This is a genomic window from Micrococcus sp. KT16 (genome assembly GCF_003315015.1).
GTDB lineage: Bacteria > Actinomycetota > Actinomycetes > Actinomycetales > Micrococcaceae > Micrococcus > Micrococcus luteus.
On sequence record NZ_QNRG01000002.1, the window covers coordinates 100,485 to 116,170 of the forward strand.

The 15,686-nt window shown below is 75.9% G+C and carries 13 protein-coding genes and 1 riboswitch; all 13 genes read right to left on the reverse strand.

From position 1 onward, the window contains the following. Positions 1-9: 9 nt before the first annotated feature. Positions 10-744, reverse strand: a complete 735-nt coding sequence (locus DE149_RS02580; RefSeq protein ID WP_049147160.1) for an L-threonylcarbamoyladenylate synthase — start codon at positions 742-744, stop codon at positions 10-12. Then, positions 741-1,643 carry a peptide chain release factor N(5)-glutamine methyltransferase gene (gene prmC / locus DE149_RS02585; protein ID WP_073115743.1) on the reverse strand — a complete coding sequence of 301 codons (903 nt, stop codon included), beginning with the start codon at positions 1,641-1,643 and terminating at the stop codon, positions 741-743. The genes DE149_RS02580 and prmC overlap by 4 nt, the downstream gene beginning before the upstream one ends. After that, the gene (prfA, locus tag DE149_RS02590; protein ID WP_113913906.1) at positions 1,640-2,749 is read right to left on the reverse strand and encodes a peptide chain release factor 1; all 1,110 of its coding nucleotides are present in this window, start codon (positions 2,747-2,749) and stop codon (positions 1,640-1,642) included. Before prfA ends, prmC begins: the two co-directional genes overlap by 4 nt. Before the next feature lie 115 nt (positions 2,750-2,864). Beyond that, positions 2,865-4,964 carry a transcription termination factor Rho gene (gene rho / locus DE149_RS02595; protein WP_087114102.1) on the reverse strand — a complete coding sequence of 700 codons (2,100 nt, stop codon included), beginning with the start codon at positions 4,962-4,964 and terminating at the stop codon, positions 2,865-2,867. Positions 4,965-5,284: 320 nt separating this feature from the next. Beyond that, a complete protein-coding gene (gene thrB, locus DE149_RS02600) occupies positions 5,285-6,238 on the reverse strand; it encodes a homoserine kinase (RefSeq protein WP_044659212.1) in 954 nt (317 codons plus the stop codon). A 3-nt stretch (positions 6,239-6,241) separates the two neighbouring features. Beyond that, a complete protein-coding gene (gene thrC / locus DE149_RS02605) occupies positions 6,242-7,354 on the reverse strand; it encodes a threonine synthase (RefSeq protein WP_036313078.1) in 1,113 nt (370 codons plus the stop codon). A gap of 3 nt (positions 7,355-7,357) precedes the next feature. Next, the gene (locus tag DE149_RS02610; protein ID WP_002857281.1) at positions 7,358-8,680 is read right to left on the reverse strand and encodes a homoserine dehydrogenase; all 1,323 of its coding nucleotides are present in this window, start codon (positions 8,678-8,680) and stop codon (positions 7,358-7,360) included. Positions 8,681-8,851: 171 nt separating this feature from the next. Further along, positions 8,852-10,324: a diaminopimelate decarboxylase gene (gene lysA / locus DE149_RS02615; protein ID WP_113913907.1), complete on the reverse strand. Its 1,473-nt coding sequence runs from the start codon at positions 10,322-10,324 to the stop codon at positions 8,852-8,854. Positions 10,325-10,332: 8 nt separating this feature from the next. Continuing rightward, on the reverse strand, positions 10,333-12,003 hold the full coding sequence (gene argS, locus DE149_RS02620; protein ID WP_113913908.1) for an arginine--tRNA ligase: 1,671 nt from the start codon (positions 12,001-12,003) through the stop codon (positions 10,333-10,335). 117 nt (positions 12,004-12,120) lie between these two features. Then, entirely contained in the window at positions 12,121-13,317 is a 1,197-nt protein-coding gene (gene moeB / locus DE149_RS02625; RefSeq protein WP_113913909.1) for a molybdopterin-synthase adenylyltransferase MoeB, read from the reverse strand. Then, positions 13,314-14,132, reverse strand: coding sequence for a thiazole synthase (locus DE149_RS02630; RefSeq protein WP_036316581.1), 819 nt, complete (start codon positions 14,130-14,132; stop codon positions 13,314-13,316). The genes moeB and DE149_RS02630 overlap by 4 nt, the downstream gene beginning before the upstream one ends. Before the next feature lie 3 nt (positions 14,133-14,135). Further along, positions 14,136-14,378 (reverse strand): sulfur carrier protein ThiS, encoded by a 243-nt coding sequence (thiS, locus tag DE149_RS02635; protein WP_036381688.1) that lies wholly within the window; start codon positions 14,376-14,378, stop codon positions 14,136-14,138. After that, positions 14,375-15,544 carry an FAD-dependent oxidoreductase gene (locus DE149_RS02640; protein ID WP_073115808.1) on the reverse strand — a complete coding sequence of 390 codons (1,170 nt, stop codon included), beginning with the start codon at positions 15,542-15,544 and terminating at the stop codon, positions 14,375-14,377. The genes thiS and DE149_RS02640 overlap by 4 nt, the downstream gene beginning before the upstream one ends. Further along, a riboswitch (TPP riboswitch) is annotated at positions 15,538-15,668 on the reverse strand. (Overlaps the previous gene by 7 nt.) Positions 15,669-15,686 lie beyond the last annotated feature (18 nt).

The window sequence follows — 15,686 nt, forward strand, 5'->3', positions numbered from 1 at the left end:
GGGGGCCGGTCAGGCCTCCGGGTCGGCGGGACGCGCCGCGGCGGCGTCGTCGGCGGCCGCGATCCGCTCGGCGGCGACCGGCGGCTCCTCGCCCTCGGCGAGCAGGTCCGGCACCACCGCGCGCAGCTCCTCCAGGGGCACGGAGCCCTGCCGGGCCACGCGGAACGGGGTGACGGTGCAGTCCACGATCGTCGAGGGATCCCGGCTCTCCCGGGGGCCGGCGTCGAGGTAGAGGGCCACGGACTCCCCCAGCATCGAGCGGGCGGCGTCGGCGGTGGTGGCGGCGTCCATGCCGGTGCGGTTCGCGCTGGAGACGGCCATGGGGCCGACGGCGTAGAGCAGTTCGCGGGCCACCGCGTCGTCGGGCACGCGCAGGGCGACGGTGCCGCGGGTCTCGCCGAGGTCCCAGGTCAGCGTGGGCTGGGACTTGAGGATGAGCGTGAGGGCGCCGGGCCAGAAGCGCTCGGCGAGGGCCTCGGCCTCCTCCGGCACGTCGTACGCGAGGCCGGCCATGACGCGGCGGTCCGCGATGAGCACGGGCGGCGGCATGGTGCGGCCACGGCCCTTGGCGGCCAGCAGCACGGCCACGGCCAGCGGGGAGAACGCGTCCGCTCCGATGCCGTAGACGGTGTCCGTGGGCAGGACCACGCAGCGGCGGTCCGCGAGGACCTCGCGGGCGCGGGCCACGGCATTCTCGAGGGCGGCCGGATCCGAGACGTCGATGAAGTCACTCACGTCGGTCATTCTTCCACCTCCGCGCCCGCCGCGGCTTCGCCGGACCGGCGCGCCGTCAAGAACCGATCTCGCCCGGTGAGGTCCTGGTGGACTCGTTCGCCCGTGAACCGCCGGTCCGCGCCGAGGGCGGACAGGAGGGCCGGGCCCTGCGTCTCGTGGTGCTCCATGGCGAACAGGCCGCCCGGGGCGAGCAGGTCCGCCGCCCGGTGCGCGATGGCGCGCGGGATCCGCAGCCCGGGCGTGTCCCCGCCGTAGAGCGCCCGCGCCGGGTCCAGTCGGGCCTCCGGTTGGGCGGGCACCTCGGCCTCGGGCACATAGGGCGGGTTGCTCACGACGACGTCCACGCGGCCCTCGAGGTCGGGGCACGCGACAAGGGCATCACCTTGTCGCAGGTCGACCCCGCGCGGGGCGAGGTTCCGCCGGGCCCAGTCGGCCGCCGCCGGGTCGAGCTCGACGGCGGTGACGGCGAGCGCGCGGCCCCGCGCCTCGCCCCACGCCGCGACGGCCGCAGCGATCGCGCCGGAGCCGGTGCACAGGTCCACCACGACGCCCGCCGCCGGCCGCGCGGCCAGGTCGGCCACGACGGTCTCCACGAGCAGCTCGGTCTCCGGCCGCGGGATGAAGACGCCCGGGCCGACCGCCAGGTCGAGCCCGTGGAAGTGCGCGACGCCGGTCAGGTGCTGGACGGGCTCGCGGGCGGCGCGGCGTCCCACGAGCGCCTCGAACGCCGCCGCCTGCGCGGGCTCGGCCACGGCACCGGCGAACACCCGGGCCAGCAGCGCGCCGCGGTCGAGGCCGAGCACGTGGGCCAGCAGCAGCTCGGCGTCCACGCGCGGCGAGTCGATGCCCACCGCGGTCAGGCGGGCGGCGGCGTCGCGCAGCAGCGCGGACCAGGCCGGTGCGCTCACGCGTCCCCGCCCAGCGCGGCGAGCCGCCGCTCCTCGTCGAGGGCGAGGCAGGAGGCGATCACGGCCTCGAGGTCGCCGTCGAGGACCGCGTCGAGGTTGTGCGCCTTGTAGCCGGTGCGGTGGTCCGCGATCCGGTTCTCCGGGAAGTTGTAGGTGCGGATGCGTTCCGAGCGGTCCATGGTGCGCACCTGCGCGGCGCGCGCCGCGGAGTTCTCGGCGTCCTGCTCCGCCCGCTGCCGCTCGAGCAGCCGCGACCGCAGCACGCGCAGCGCGGCCTCGCGGTTCTGGATCTGGGACTTCTCGTTCTGCATGGAGACGACGATCCCCGTGGGCAGGTGCGTCAGGCGCACCGCGGAGTCGGTCGTGTTGACGGACTGGCCGCCCGGCCCGGAGGAGCGGAAGACGTCCACTTTGAGGTCGTTCGGATCGAGGTGGACCTCGTCCGGGGCGTCCACCTCGGGCAGCACGAGCACGCCGGCGGCGGAGGTGTGGATGCGGCCCTGGGACTCGGTGACGGGCACGCGCTGCACGCGGTGCACGCCGCCCTCGAACTTGAGCCGGGCGTAGACGCCGTCGGCCGGGTCGGCCGCGCTCCCCCGCACCGCCACGTGGACGTCCTTGTAGCCGCCCAGGTCGGAGTGCGTGGCGGAGAGGATCTCCGTCTTCCAGCCCCGGGACTCGGCGTAGCGCAGGTACATGCGCAGCAGGTCGCCGGCGAACAGGGCCGCCTCCTCGCCGCCCTCGCCGCCCTTGATCTCGAGGATCACGTCGCGGGCGTCGTCGGGGTCGCGCGGGATCAGCAGCCGGCGCAGCCGTTCGGCGGCCTCCGCCTCGGCCGCCTCCAGACCGGGCACCTCGGCCGCGAAGGCCGCCGCGTCGTCGTCGCCGGCCGCGGCCAGCTCCCGCGCGTCGGCCAGCTCCTCCGCGGCCGCCGACCAGGCGCGGTGGGCCGTCACCACGGCGCCGAGCTCGGCGAACCGCCGGTTCAGCCGCCGGGCGAGTGCCGGGTCCTGGTGCACCGCCGGGTCGGACAGGCGCGCCGTCAGCTCGCGATGCTCCGCCAGGAGCCGATCCACGGCCTCGCGCCGCTGGTCCGAATCGAACACGTGCGTGCCTCTCCTCCTCCGGCCTCAGGGGGCCGGGCTGTCCGACGCGGACGGCCCCGCCCCGTCCGGCGGAGACGAGCTCCCCCGGGCGGGACGGGGCCGTGCGACGGGACGGTCAGTCGTCGCCCTTGGACCCCAGCGTGGTCTTGGAGACCAGCATGAGGAACTCGGCGTTGGACGCGGTGTCCTTGATCTTGTTGGTGAGCAGGTCGAGGGCCTGCTGCTGCTCGAGGCCGGAGAGCACCCGGCGCAGCTTCCACATGATCTTGACCTCCTCCTGCGAGAGCAGGGCCTCCTCGCGGCGGGTGCCGGACGCGTTGACGTCCACCGCCGGGAAGATGCGGCGCTCCGCGAGGTGGCGGGACAGGCGCAGCTCCATGTTGCCGGTGCCCTTGAACTCCTCGAAGATCACCTCGTCCATGCGCGAGCCGGTCTCGACCAGCGCGGTGGCCAGGATGGTCAGCGAGCCGCCGTTCTCGATGTTGCGGGCGGCGCCGAAGAACTTCTTCGGCGGGTACAGCGCCGAGGAGTCCACACCGCCGGAGAGGATGCGGCCCGAGGCCGGGGCGGCCAGGTTGTAGGCGCGGCCCAGGCGGGTCATGGAGTCGAGCAGCACGACGACGTCGCGGCCCATCTCCACGAGGCGCTTGGCGCGCTCGATGGCCAGCTCGGCGAGAGTGGTGTGGTCGTCCGCCGGGCGGTCGAACGTGGAGGCGATGACCTCGCCGTCCACCGACCGCTGCATGTCGGTGACCTCCTCGGGGCGCTCGTCGACGAGCACCATCATGAGGTGGACCTCGGGGTTGTTCGTCTTGATCGCGTTGGCGATCGACTGCAGGATCATCGTCTTGCCGGCCTTGGGCGGGGAGACGATGAGGCCGCGCTGGCCCTTGCCGATGGGGCTGACCAGATCGATCACGCGGGGGCCGATCAGCTTGGGATCGGTCTCCAGGCGCAGGCGCTCCTGCGGGTACAGGGGCACGAGCTTGCCGAACTCCACGCGCTGCGGGTGCTCGACGGCGGGCTGACCGTTGACCGAGGAGATCTTCACCAGGGCGTTGAACTTCTGGCGGTTGGAGCCGCCACCGTGGTGCTGCTGCTTCTCGCCGTCGCGCGGGGCGCGGATCGCGCCGACGACGGCGTCGCCCTTGCGCAGACCGTACTTCTTCACCATGGCCAGGGAGACGTAGACGTCGTTCGGGCCCGGCAGGTAGCCGGAGGTGCGGACGAACGCGTAGTTGTCCAGCACGTCGAGGATGCCGGCCACGGGCTGCAGGACGTCGTCCTCGGTCAGCTCGGTCTCGTCGACCTCGGGGCCGCCGCGGCCACGGCGGTTGCGGCCGCGCTCGTTGCGGTTGCGGCGGTTGCGACGGTTGCGGCCGCCCTCGTCGTCGCGGTCGTCGCGGCGGCTGCGGTCCCCGCGTCCGCCGTCGCCCCGGCCGCCGTCCTCGGACTTGTCGCCGCGCTGCTCGCGGGAGCCGTCACGGCCGTTCTCACGGTCCCGGTTGTTCTCGCGGCCGTTCTCGCGGTCGCGGCCGTTCTCGCGGTCGCGGCCGTTGTCGCGGTCCCGCCCGTTGCGGCCGTTGCGGCCGCGGCCGTTCTCGCGCCCGTTGTCGTCACGGTCCTCCCGGTCGCCGCGGCGGTCCGCGTCGGCGCCGTCCTCGCCCTGGGCGCCGTCGGAGCGACGGTCCTGACCCTGCTGGGCGTCGTCGTCGCCGGCGCGGCGGCGGCCGCGGGAACGGCGCTCGGACTGCGGGCGGTCCTCGCCCTCGTCGCGGGTCTCGGACCCCCCGGACCGATCCTGGTCCGAGGCGGTCTCCCGGGGGCCCTGCTCGGTCTGGGCCTCGCGGGCCTCGGCCTGCGGCTGCCCGTCCTGGGCGACGGCGGCCGGAGCGGAGGTGTCGGCGTCGGCGCGGCGCGAGCGGCGGCGGGCGGGGCGCTCGGCGGCCGGGGCGGCGTCCTGAGAGGACGCGGCCGCCGGGACGGCCTCGGCGGCGGGGGCCGCGGGGGCCTGGGCCGCGCGCTCGGCGGCGTCGCGGTCCGCCACGGAGCCGCCGCGCTGGTGGTCGGAGATCGCGGTCACCAGGTCGGCCTTGCGCATGCGCGAGCCGCCGGCGATGCCGAGCTGGGAGGCCAGGGCCTGGAGCTGGGCGAGCTTGAGCGAGGCCAGGCCACCGCCGTTCGTCGGCGTGGTCTGTTCCGTGGATTCGGTCACGAAGGTTCCTTCTCCCTCGAATGCGGCCCGGCGGCGCGTGGCGCGTCGGGCTGCGGTGTGCATCCGGTCGGGCCGCGCAGCGGCGCCCCAGAAAACCGGGTTTCATGGTGTGAACTCAGCAGTGGCGCCTCCCCTGATCGTGCGCAGTCGCTGCGTGACGGGGCGGAGGCGTCCGGACTCGACCGAGCCGGAGCGGATCCCGCACGCCGGCCGTGCGCAGCACGGGATGGATCGCGGCGGGGTTCCGGCCGACGGCGCACGGTGCGTCCGGCCGTCACAGGCCCGGGCACCGGAGACCCGGGCCGCGCGAGGCGGTGGGGTCAGCCGTGGTGGAGTGATTCCACCCTAACACCGTCCACGGCCACGCACGGCACCAGCACGCGCCAGGCGGCCGCCCCGTCCGCCGTCAGAGCACGCGCCGCCTCCGCGGCGTGCTCGGCCGCCTGGACGCCGTCGCACAGCGCGAGCACCGTGGGACCCGCGCCGGAGACGACGGCGGCGTGGCCGCGCTCGCGCAGCCCCGCGACCAGTGCGGCGCTGGCCGGCATGGCCACGGCGCGCGGCTCCTGGTGCAGCCAGTCCCGCGTGGCGGCCGGCAGCAGCGCGGGGTCCTCCGCCAGCGCGTGGACGAGCAGCGCGGCACGGCCGGCCTGGGCCGCCGCCACGGCGTGGGGCACCTCGGCGGGCAGCACGCCCCGGGCGACGTGGGTGGACAGCTCGGTGTCCGGGATCGCGACCACCGGCACCACGCGCTCGTGCAGCCGCAGCCGCGCCGTGGCCGGGCCGGGGACGTCGTCACGGGTCCAGGAGACGGTGGCCCCGCCCACGAGCGCGGGGGCGACGTTGTCCGGGTGCCCCTCGAAGCGGGTGGCCGCCTCGAGCAGGTCCGCGGGCGCCCGGCGCAGCGCGGCCGGCAGCAGGGCCTCGGCCGCGGCGTAGGCCGCGACGACGGCGGCCGCGGACGAGCCGAGCCCGCGGGCGTGCGGGATCCGGTTCACGGCGCGCAGGTGCAGCCCCGGCGCGGTGAACCCGCGGTCCCGCAGGTGCTCGTGCGCCAGGCGCAGGATCAGGTGCGCGCCGTCCCGCGGCAGGGTGGCCTCCCCCTCCCCCACGACCTCCGCGACGTCGGGGCCCGCCACGACCGTGAGCGTCACCTCGTCGCGCAGCTCCAGGGCCAGGCCCATCGAGTCGAAGCCGGGGCCGAGGTTGGCGGAGGTGGCGGGGACGGAGACGGACGCGGCGGTCCCGGGCGCCAGCGGCTGCGGTGCGGCCATGGCTCAGCTCAGGCCGAGGGCCTGGGCGACGGTGACCACGTCGAACGGCACCGAGCGCGGGGTCACGTCGGCGCCGTCGGCGCCACGCAGGGCCCACTGCGGGTCCTTGAGGCCGTGGCCGGTGACGGTGATGACCCAGCTCTTGCCGGCCGGCACGTTCCCGGCGGCGTGGTGCTTGAGCAGCCCGGCGACGCCGGCGGCGGAGGCGGGCTCGACGAACACGCCCTCCTTCGCGGAGAGCCAGCGATGGGCCTCGAGGATCTCCTCGTCCGTGACGGAGTCGATCATCCCGCCGGACTCGTCGCGGGCGGCCTCGGCCTGCTCCCACGAGGCCGGGTTGCCGATCCGGATGGCGGTGGCGATCGTGTCCGGGTCGGTCACGGGGTGGCCCTGGACGATCGGGGCGGCGCCCGCGGCCTGGAAGCCCCACATCACGGGGGTCTTCGTGGCCACCGCGGGCAGCTCGGCGTCCGAGGCGCCCTCGTGCGGGTTCACGTAGGGGGCGGCGTACTCGCGGTAGCCCTTCCAGTACGCGGTGATGTTGCCCGCGTTGCCCACGGGCAGCAGGTGGTAGTCCGGGGCGTCGCCGAGGGTGTCCACGACCTCGAACGCGCCGGTCTTCTGCCCCTCGATGCGGGCCGGGTTGACGGAGTTCACGAGGAACACGGGGTAGTTCTCGGCCAGCTTGCGGGCCACCTCGAGGCAGTCGTCGAAGTTGCCCTGCACCTGGAGGATCTCCGCGCCGTGGGCCACGGCCTGGGACATCTTGCCCATCGAGATCTTCCCCTCGGGCACGAGCACGGCGCACGTGATCCCGGCCTGCGCGGCGTAGGCCGCCGCCGAGGCGGACGTGTTGCCGGTGGACGCGCAGACGACGGCCTTCGCGCCGTCCGCGACGGCGGCGGTGATCGCCATGGTCATGCCGCGGTCCTTGAAGGAACCGGTCGGGTTCATGCCCTCGAACTTCACGTGCACGGTGCCCTGCACCAGCTCGGAGAGGTGGGGGGCGTGGATGAGCGGGGTGCCGCCCTCGCCGAGGGTGATCACGCGCGTGTCCTCGGTGACGGGCAGGCGGTCGGCGTACTCGCGGACGACGCCGCGCCACTGGTGGGCCATGGGTCAGTTCCCTTCGACTCGGAGGACGGACGCGACCTCGTGGACGACGTCCAGGGCGGCGAGCGCCTCGACGGTGGCGTCGAGGTCGCGCTGCCGCGCACGGTGGGTGATCAGCCGCAGGGACGCGCCGGGGGCGTCCTCGCGCTCGGACGGGACCTGGCGCAGCGTCTCAATGGAGACGCCGTGCTCCTCGAACACCCCGGCGACGCGGCGCAGCACGCCGGGCTGGTCCGCCGCGCGCAGCACGACCATGAAGGAGGTGTGGGCCTCGGCCGGGTCCAGGGCGGGCAGGGCGGTGACGGGGGTGCGCAGGCGCGCCGGGCCGCCGCGCACGATGCGCTGGGCGATCGAGACGACGTCGCCCATCACCGCGGACGCGGTGGGGGCGCCGCCGGCGCCGGGACCGTAGAACATGAGCTCGCCGGCGTTCTCGGCCTCCACGAAGACAGCGTTGAACGCCCCGCGCACGGAGGCCAGCGGGTGCTCCCGCGGCAGCAGGGTAGGGTGCACGCGCAGGACCGCACCCTCGGCGCCGTCGGCGGCGCGGCCGCGCTCGGCGATCGCCAGCAGCTTGATGACGTAGCCCGCCTCCGCGGCGGCGGCGTTGTCCTCGGCCGTGATCGCGGTGATGCCCGCGACGGCCACCTGGTCCAGGGTGTACGGCGCGCCGAATGCGATGGTCGCCAGGATCGCGGCCTTCGCGGCGGCGTCGTGGCCCTCGACGTCGGCGGTCGGGTCGGCCTCGGCGTAGCCGAGCCGCTGGGCCTCGGCGAGGGCGTCGTCGAAGTCCGCCCCCTCGGAGTCCATCCGGTCGAGGATGAAGTTGGTGGTGCCGTTGGCGATGCCCATCACGCGGGTGACGCGGTCGCCGCCCAGGGAGTCGCGCAGCGGGCGCAGGATCGGGATGGCGCCGGCGACGGCGGCCTCGAAGCTGAGCTGCGCGCCGGTGGCGGCGGCCGCGGCATAGAGCTCCTCGCCGTGCTGGGCCAACAGCGCCTTGTTGCCCGTCACCACGGACGTGCCGGCGGCCAGGGCGCGCAGGATCAGGGTGCGGGCCGGCTCGATGCCGCCCATCAGCTCGATGACGACGTCCGCGCCGTCCACGAGCGCCTCGGCGTCGGTCGTGTAGAGCGCCGGGTCCGCCTGCCAGTCGCGCGTCGCGCCCGTGTCCCGCACCGCGATGCCCGTGAGCTCGAGGTCGGCGCCCACGCGGTCCCGCAGGATGTCGGCGTCCTCGGTGAGGATCCGGGCGGTCTGGGACCCCACGGTCCCGCCGCCCAGCAGGGCGACCTTGAGTGCGGTGGGGGCGTCGGTGTGCTGGGGCATGGTCCTCCGTGATCCAGGGTGGGGTCGGGCCCGCGCGACCGCGCGGCCCGGCTGGCCTCGAATCTAGCGCGGCGCCCCGGCCCGTCCCACCGCGCGACACTCGGTGTCCGCAGAGCGGGACGGACCCACCCGGGCCCGAGGCCGACGGCCGGGTGCGCCTCGCCCGCGTCCTCAGCGGGCGAGGCGCGGATCGGCCTCGCGGGCGAACAGGTCCTCCTGCGTCTCGCGGCGGATGATCACCCGCGCCTGCCCGCCGGAGACCGCGACGACGGCCGGGCGGGCCAGCGCGTTGTAGTTCGAGGACATCACGTGCGTGTACGCGCCCGTGGCCGGCACCGCCAGCAGGTCGCCGCGGCCCAGGTCGGCCCGCAGGTACACGTCGCGGACCAGGATGTCGCCGGACTCACAGTGCTTGCCCACCACACGGGAGAGCACCGGCTCGGCCTCCGAGGTGCGGCGCGCGGAGACGGCGGTGTAGTCGGCGTCGTAGAGCACGGGACGCGGGTTGTCGGACATGCCGCCGTCCACGGCGACGTAGCGGCGGGCCGCGGTGCCGCCGTCGGGGGCGTCCGCGTCCACGGTCTTGGTCACCCCGACCGTGTAGAGGGTCAGGCCCGCGGGGCCTGAGATGGCCCGCCCCGGCTCGAGCGAGACCCGCGGGCACCTCAGGCCGAGGCGCTCGACGGTCTTCTGGACGTCGTCGGCGAGGGCGTCGGCGATCTCCGCGGCCGGGCGCGGCTCGTCCACGGCCGTGTAGGCGATGCCGTGGCCGCCGCCGAGGTCGAGCTCGGCCAGCTCCACCCCGTGCTCGGCCTTGACCTCGGCGAGGAACTCGAGCACGCGTCCGGCCGCCAGCCCGAAGCCCTCGGCCTCGAAGATCTGGGACCCGATGTGGCAGTGCACGCCCAGCAGGTCGATCGACTCGGCCGCCAGGGCCGCGGCCACGGCGACGGCGGCCGGCGAGCGGCCGGCCACGTTGCCGTCCCGGTCGGTGGAGGCCGGGGCCAGGGAGAGGCCGAACTTCTGGTCCTCGTGCGCGGTGGCGATGAAGTCGTGGGTGTGCGCGTGCACGCCCGGGGTCAGCCGGAGCATCACGGGGGCGCGGCGGCCGGCCTCGGCCGCGAGCGCGGCCAGGTGGGTGAGCTCGTCGAGCGAGTCCACGATGATCCGGCCCACGCCCGCCTCGAGGGCGGTGCGCAGCTCGGCGTCCGACTTGTTGTTGCCGTGCAGGCCGATGTGGGCCGGGTCGACACCGGCGGCCAGCGCGATCGCCAGCTCGCCGCCGGAGGCGGTGTCCACGCGCAGGCCCTCCTCGGCCGCCCAGCGGGCGGTGGAGAGGGTGAGCATGGACTTGCCGGCGTAGTAGACGTCCGCTCCCCCGCACAGGTCGGCGAACGCGGTGTCGAAGCCCTCGCGGAACGCGCGGGCGCGGGCGCGGAAGTCGTCCTCGTCCACCACGAGCAGCGGCGTGCCGAACTCCGCGGCGAGCGCGCTCGCGCGCAGGCCCTGGACGGTGAGCTCGCCGTCGGCGGCGCGGTCCACGCCGGCGGCCCACAGGCCGGGCACGAGCGCGTCCGGGTCCCCCGGCGCGGGGAGCCAGGCGGGGGCGAGCGGGGAGGCGGGGGCGGGCTGCGGCGTCGTCATCCGGGCGCTCACATCTTCTCCGGGGCGGTCACGCCGAGCAGGCCGAGGCCGTTGGCCAGCACCTGGGCGGTGGCGTCGTTGAGCCACAGGCGGGTGCGGTTGAGGGTCTCGACGGGGCGCGGCGTGCCGTCGTCGGTGGGCATGGGCACGATCCGGCAGGCGGCGTACCACGAGTGGTAGGCCCCGGCGATCACCTCGAGGTGTCGGGCCACGCGGTGCGGCTCGCGCAGGCGCGCCGCCGCGCCGACGACGGCCGGGAACTCCGCCAGCTGGGCCAGCAGCTCCGACTCGGTGGCGTGGGTGAGCAGGGCGGCGTCGAACTCGGAGCGGTCCACGCCGTGGGCCTGCGCGGTGCGCGCCGCGCCCGAGGCGCGGGCGTGGGCGTACTGCACGTAATAGACGGGGTTGTCGTTCGTGGCGGAGCGCAGCAGCTCGGGGTCGATCGTCAGGGGCGAGTCCGCGGGGTAGCGGGCCAGGTCGTAGCGCAGGGCGTCGCGGCCGAGCCACTCCACGAGGTCCTTGAGCTCGATGATGTTGCCGGCGCGCTTGGAGAGCTTCGCGCCGTTGACCGAGATGAGCTGGCCGATGAGGATCTCGATGTTCGTCGCCGGGTCGTCGCCGGCGGCGGCGGCGATCGCCTTGAGGCGGTTCACGTAGCCGTGGTGGTCGGCGCCGAGCAGGTACACCTTCTCCTCGAAGCCGCGGTCGCGCTTGTGGAGGTAGTAGGCGGCGTCGGCGGCGAAGTAGGTGGGCTCGCCGTTGGCGCGGATGAGCACGCGGTCCTTGTCGTCGCCGAAGTCGGTGGTCTTGAGCCACACGGCGCCCTCGCGGTCCTCGATGTGGCCCTGTTCGCGCAGCCGCTGCACGGCCTGTTCGATCGCGCCGGAGTCGTGGAGCGTCTGCTCCGAGGTGAACACGTCGAAGTGCACGTCGAAGGCGGCGAGCGTGTCCTTGATGTCCTGCATCTGGAGCCGGTACGCGGCCTCGCGGACCACCGGGCGGGCGGCCTCGTCCGTCAGCTCGCGCACGTCCGGGTGCTCGAGGGCGACGGCGTCGGCCAGCTCCTGCACGTACGCGCCCGGGTAGCCGCCCGCGGGGACGTCACGGCCGTGCAGGCGGGCGAGGACCGAGTCGGCGAACACGTTCATCTGGTTGCCGGCGTCGTTGATGTAGTACTCGGCGGTGACGTCCGCGCCCGAGGCGCGCAGCAGGCGTGCGATCGCGTCGCCCAGCGCGGCCCAGCGGGTGTGGCCGATGTGCAGCGGGCCGGTGGGGTTGGCGGAGACGAACTCCATGTTCACGGTGTGCCCGGCCAGGGCGTCGTTGCGGCCGTACTCCGGGCCGGCCTCGACGATCTCGCGGGCCAGGGCGCCGGCCGAGGCCGCGTCCAGGGTGACGTTGAGGAAGCCGGGGCCGGCGACGTCGACGGCGGCGATGCCCGGCTTGTCGGTCAGGCGCTCGGCCACGAGCCCGGCGAGGTCGCGCGGGGCCATCCCGGCCTTCTTGCCCAGCTGGAGGGCGACGTTGGTGGCCCAGTCGCCGTGCTCGCGGCTGCGGGGTCGCTCCACCTTCACGCGCGCGGGGGTGATCTCCTCCCGCAGCGCGGCGGGGAGGTCACCGGCATCGACGGCGTCGGTGAGGACAGCGGACAGCAGGGCGGAGAGGTCTTCGGGCTTCACCCGCGCAAGTCTACGGAAGGGCCGCCGCGCCCGTGCGCGTGCGAACGAACCCTGCGAGATGGCCCCCTCCGGCCCGCGGTGGGGGCCATCTCGCAGGGTTCGTCGGGGTGGGGGGGGTCAGGCGGGCCAGGCGGCGAGGCCGCCGGCGAGGGACAGGACGCGCCCGCCGGCGCCCGGGTCGGCCCCGACGACGGCGTCCCGCGCCCGGGCCGAGCGGGCTCCGGCGGCGCAGTAGACCACCAGGACGCGGTCCTGCCCGGGCGCGTGGGCCGCCGGCTCCGCGAGGACGGCCTCGAGCGGGACGTGTCGATCGGCCACCGCCGCGGGGGCCTCGACGCGGCGCAGGCGGCGCTCCCAGTCCTCGCGGACGTCGAGCAGGGTGAGGGACGCGGCCCGGGCGGGGTCGGCGAGCAGGGCGGCCAGCGCGGCGGGGGCGATCTCCCCGCCCGCGGCGCCGCACGCCTCCGCCGAGTCGGGGGCGTCGGCGTCGTCCGGGCGGGGGGCCTGGGCCGCGTGGGCGGACAGGTCCGTCACGGGGGTCCGCTCGGGGTCGGCCACGAGCCGCAGCTCACGGAAGCGCATCGTCAGGGCGTCCACGGAGAGCAGCCGCCCGACCAGGGGCTCGCCCACCCCGGAGAGCAGCTTGATCGCCTCGGCCGCCATGAGGGAGCCGATGATCCCGGGCAGCACCCCGAGCACCCCGGCCTGCGCGCACGAGGGCACCTCGCCGGGTTCGGGACGCTCCGGGAACACGTCCCGGTACAGCGGCCCGCCCGGGGCGAACACGCTCACCTGCCCCGCGAACCGCAGGATCGCGCCCCACACCACGGGCACGCCGGCGATCTCGCACGCGTCGGCCACGAGGTAGCGGGTCGCGTAGTTGTCCGTGCCGTCGAGCACGAGGTCCACGGCGCCGACCCGCTCGAGCGCGTTGGCCGCGGTCAGGCGTTCGCGGTGCTCGACCACGCGCACCTCGGGGTGCAGGCCGCGCATCGTCGCGGCGGCGGAGGCGGTCTTGGGGCGGCCGAGGTCCGCCTCGGCGTGGATCACCTGGCGGTGCAGGTTGGAACGGTCCACCACGTCGTCGTCGATCACGTGGACCTCCCCCACGCCCGCGGCGGCGAGGTAGGTCAGCACGGGCGCCCCGAGGCCGCCGGCGCCGACCACGAGGACGCGGGAGCGCAGCAGCGCCAGCTGGGCCTCTGGGCCGAAGCCGTCCAGGCTCAGGTGGCGGGCGAAGCGCTCGAGCTGGGTGTCGGACAGCGCGGTGAGGTCGCGGGGCTCGCGGGCGGCGGGGTCCAGGGCGGCGGTCACCGCTCGTCCTCCTCGGCCGTGACCCGCCCGGCCATCGGCGAGGAGGCCAGGGCGTGCTCGCGGCGCGGGATGCGCCCGGCACGGCGGGCGTGGAAGCCCGCCTCGAGCGCGAGCCGGCACGCGTGGGCCATGCGGGCGGGCTCGGCGGCGCGCGTGATCGCCGAGGCGGCGAGCACGGCGTCGCAGCCGGCCTCCATCGCCAGGGCGACGTCCGAGGCGGTGCCCACGCCGGCGTCGAGCACGATCGGCACGGAGGCGCGGGAGACGATCAGCTCCAGGTGTGCGCGGTTGAGGATGCCCAGCCCCGAGCCGATCGGCGAGCCCAGCGGCATGACGGCGGCGGCGCCGGCCTGTTCGAGGCGCAGCGCCATGGCGGGGTCGTCCGACGTGTAGGCCAGGACGGTGAAGCCGTCGGCGGCGAGCCGCTCGGTGGCCTCGAGGGTCTCGACGACGTCGGGCAGCAGGGTGCGCTCGTCGGCGATGACCTCGACCTTCACGAGGTCGGTCTCGAGCGCCTCCCGGCCGAGCCGGGCGGTGAGCACGGCGTCCCGGGCGGTGTAGCACCCGGCGGTGTTGGGCAGCACGTCGATACCGAGGCGGTCCAGCAGCGCGACCAGGCCGTCACGGGTGTCCGCGGACCAGCGGCGCAGCGCCACGGTGGTGAGCGTGGTGCCGGAGGCGACGAGGGCGCCCTCCAGGGCGGTGAGGTCGGTGATGCCGCCCGTGCCCATGATGAGCCGGGAGGCCAGGTCGTAGCCGCCGATCCGCAGCGGCGGGATCGCGGGGGCGGCGGGCGGGGTGCGGTGCTCGGCCATCGCTCAGCCCCCCTGCACCGCGGTGACGACGTCGACCTCGTCCCCGGCGGCCAGCGCCCGGGTGGCCCAGGCCGACCGGGGCACGACCTCGCCGCCGACCGCCACGGCCACGCCGAGCCGCCGCCCATCCGCGGCGGCGCCGTCCTCGCCGATCGCGCGCCCGGTGACGTGCGCGACGACGTCGCGGACGGTGGCCACGGCCAGCTCGGCGGGCTCTCCGTTGAGGGTCAGGGTGAGGGTGCTCATGCGATCTCCTTCAGGCGGGCGTGCAGCAGCTCGAGGATCCGCCCGGCCGCCCAGGGGGCGAGCAGGATCCCGTGACGGTGGAAGCCGGTGGCGACGACGGCGCCCGGGGCCTCGGGCACGGTAAGCACGCGCGGGGCGTCGTCGGGGGTGCCGGGGCGGGCGGCGGTGGTGATCTCGACCAGCTCGCACTCGCGGACGGCGGGCAGGATCGCGGCGGCGTCGGCGAGCAGGTCCAGCACGGCCCCGGCGGAGGTGCCGGCCAGGCCGTCCTCGCGGGCCGAGGCGCCGACCACGAGGGTGCCGTCCGCGCGGGGCACGAGGTAGACCTGGCGCCCGTGGACGAGGCCGCGGACGGTGCGGGTGATCAGGTGCGACTCCCCCGGCAGCAGCTGCTCGGGGCGCACCCGCAGACGCAGCACGTCGCCGTGGACGGGGCGCAGCGGGACCTCGACGGCGGTGGCCGCGCCGCCGATCCCGCGGTGGCCCAGGCCCGCGGCGAGGACCGCGCCGTCGGCGGTGAGGACGCCCCCGTCGGCCAGCGTGAGGCGCACCCCCTCGCCCTCCGGGCCGGCGGCGGTGACGCGTCCGGCCACGAACCGGGCGGCGGGTCCGGCGCCGACCGGGAGCGGGCCGCCGTCGGGTCCGGTCTCGGCGCGCAGGGCGGCGACGCAGGCGGCGGCGAGCCGTCGCGGGTCCACCTGATGGTCGTCCGGGGCGTCGAAGCCGGCGGCCAGGCCCGGGGCCAGGGCGGGCTCGGCGCGGCGCAGCGCGCGGACGGAGACGGGCTCGACCCGGCGACCGAGGATCGAGGCGTGCTCGAGCACGTGGTCCCAGGCGCGGGCGTCCGAGGGGTCCGCGGCCACGATCCAGGCGCCCTGTGCGAGGAAGCCCGTCTCCACATCGGTGAAGGCGGCGAGCAGGTCCACGAGGGCCGGGTAGGCCTCCCAGCCGGCCTGCAGCAGCGGGGCGAGGTCGTCCTGGCTGAACTGGGTCTCGGCGAGCGGCGCGAGCATCCCCGCCGCGGCGTGGGTGGCCCCGGCCACGGCGTGCGGGCGCCCGGCGGCGTCCAGCTCGGGGGCGATCAGGGTGACGGCGTGGCCTGCGGCACGCAGACGCACGGCGGCGGTGAGGCCGATGATCCCGGCCCCGACGACGGCCACGTGCACGGACCGGTCCTCCTCACGGCGGCATGACCCGCATCGAGTGGTGATGGTCGGCCGCGCCGGCGCGGTGCGCCCCTGCGGCCCTCTCAGCCCGGCGTGTGCGGCCCGGGCTCCCATGGAACAGCGGCCAGTCTGCCACAGTGGG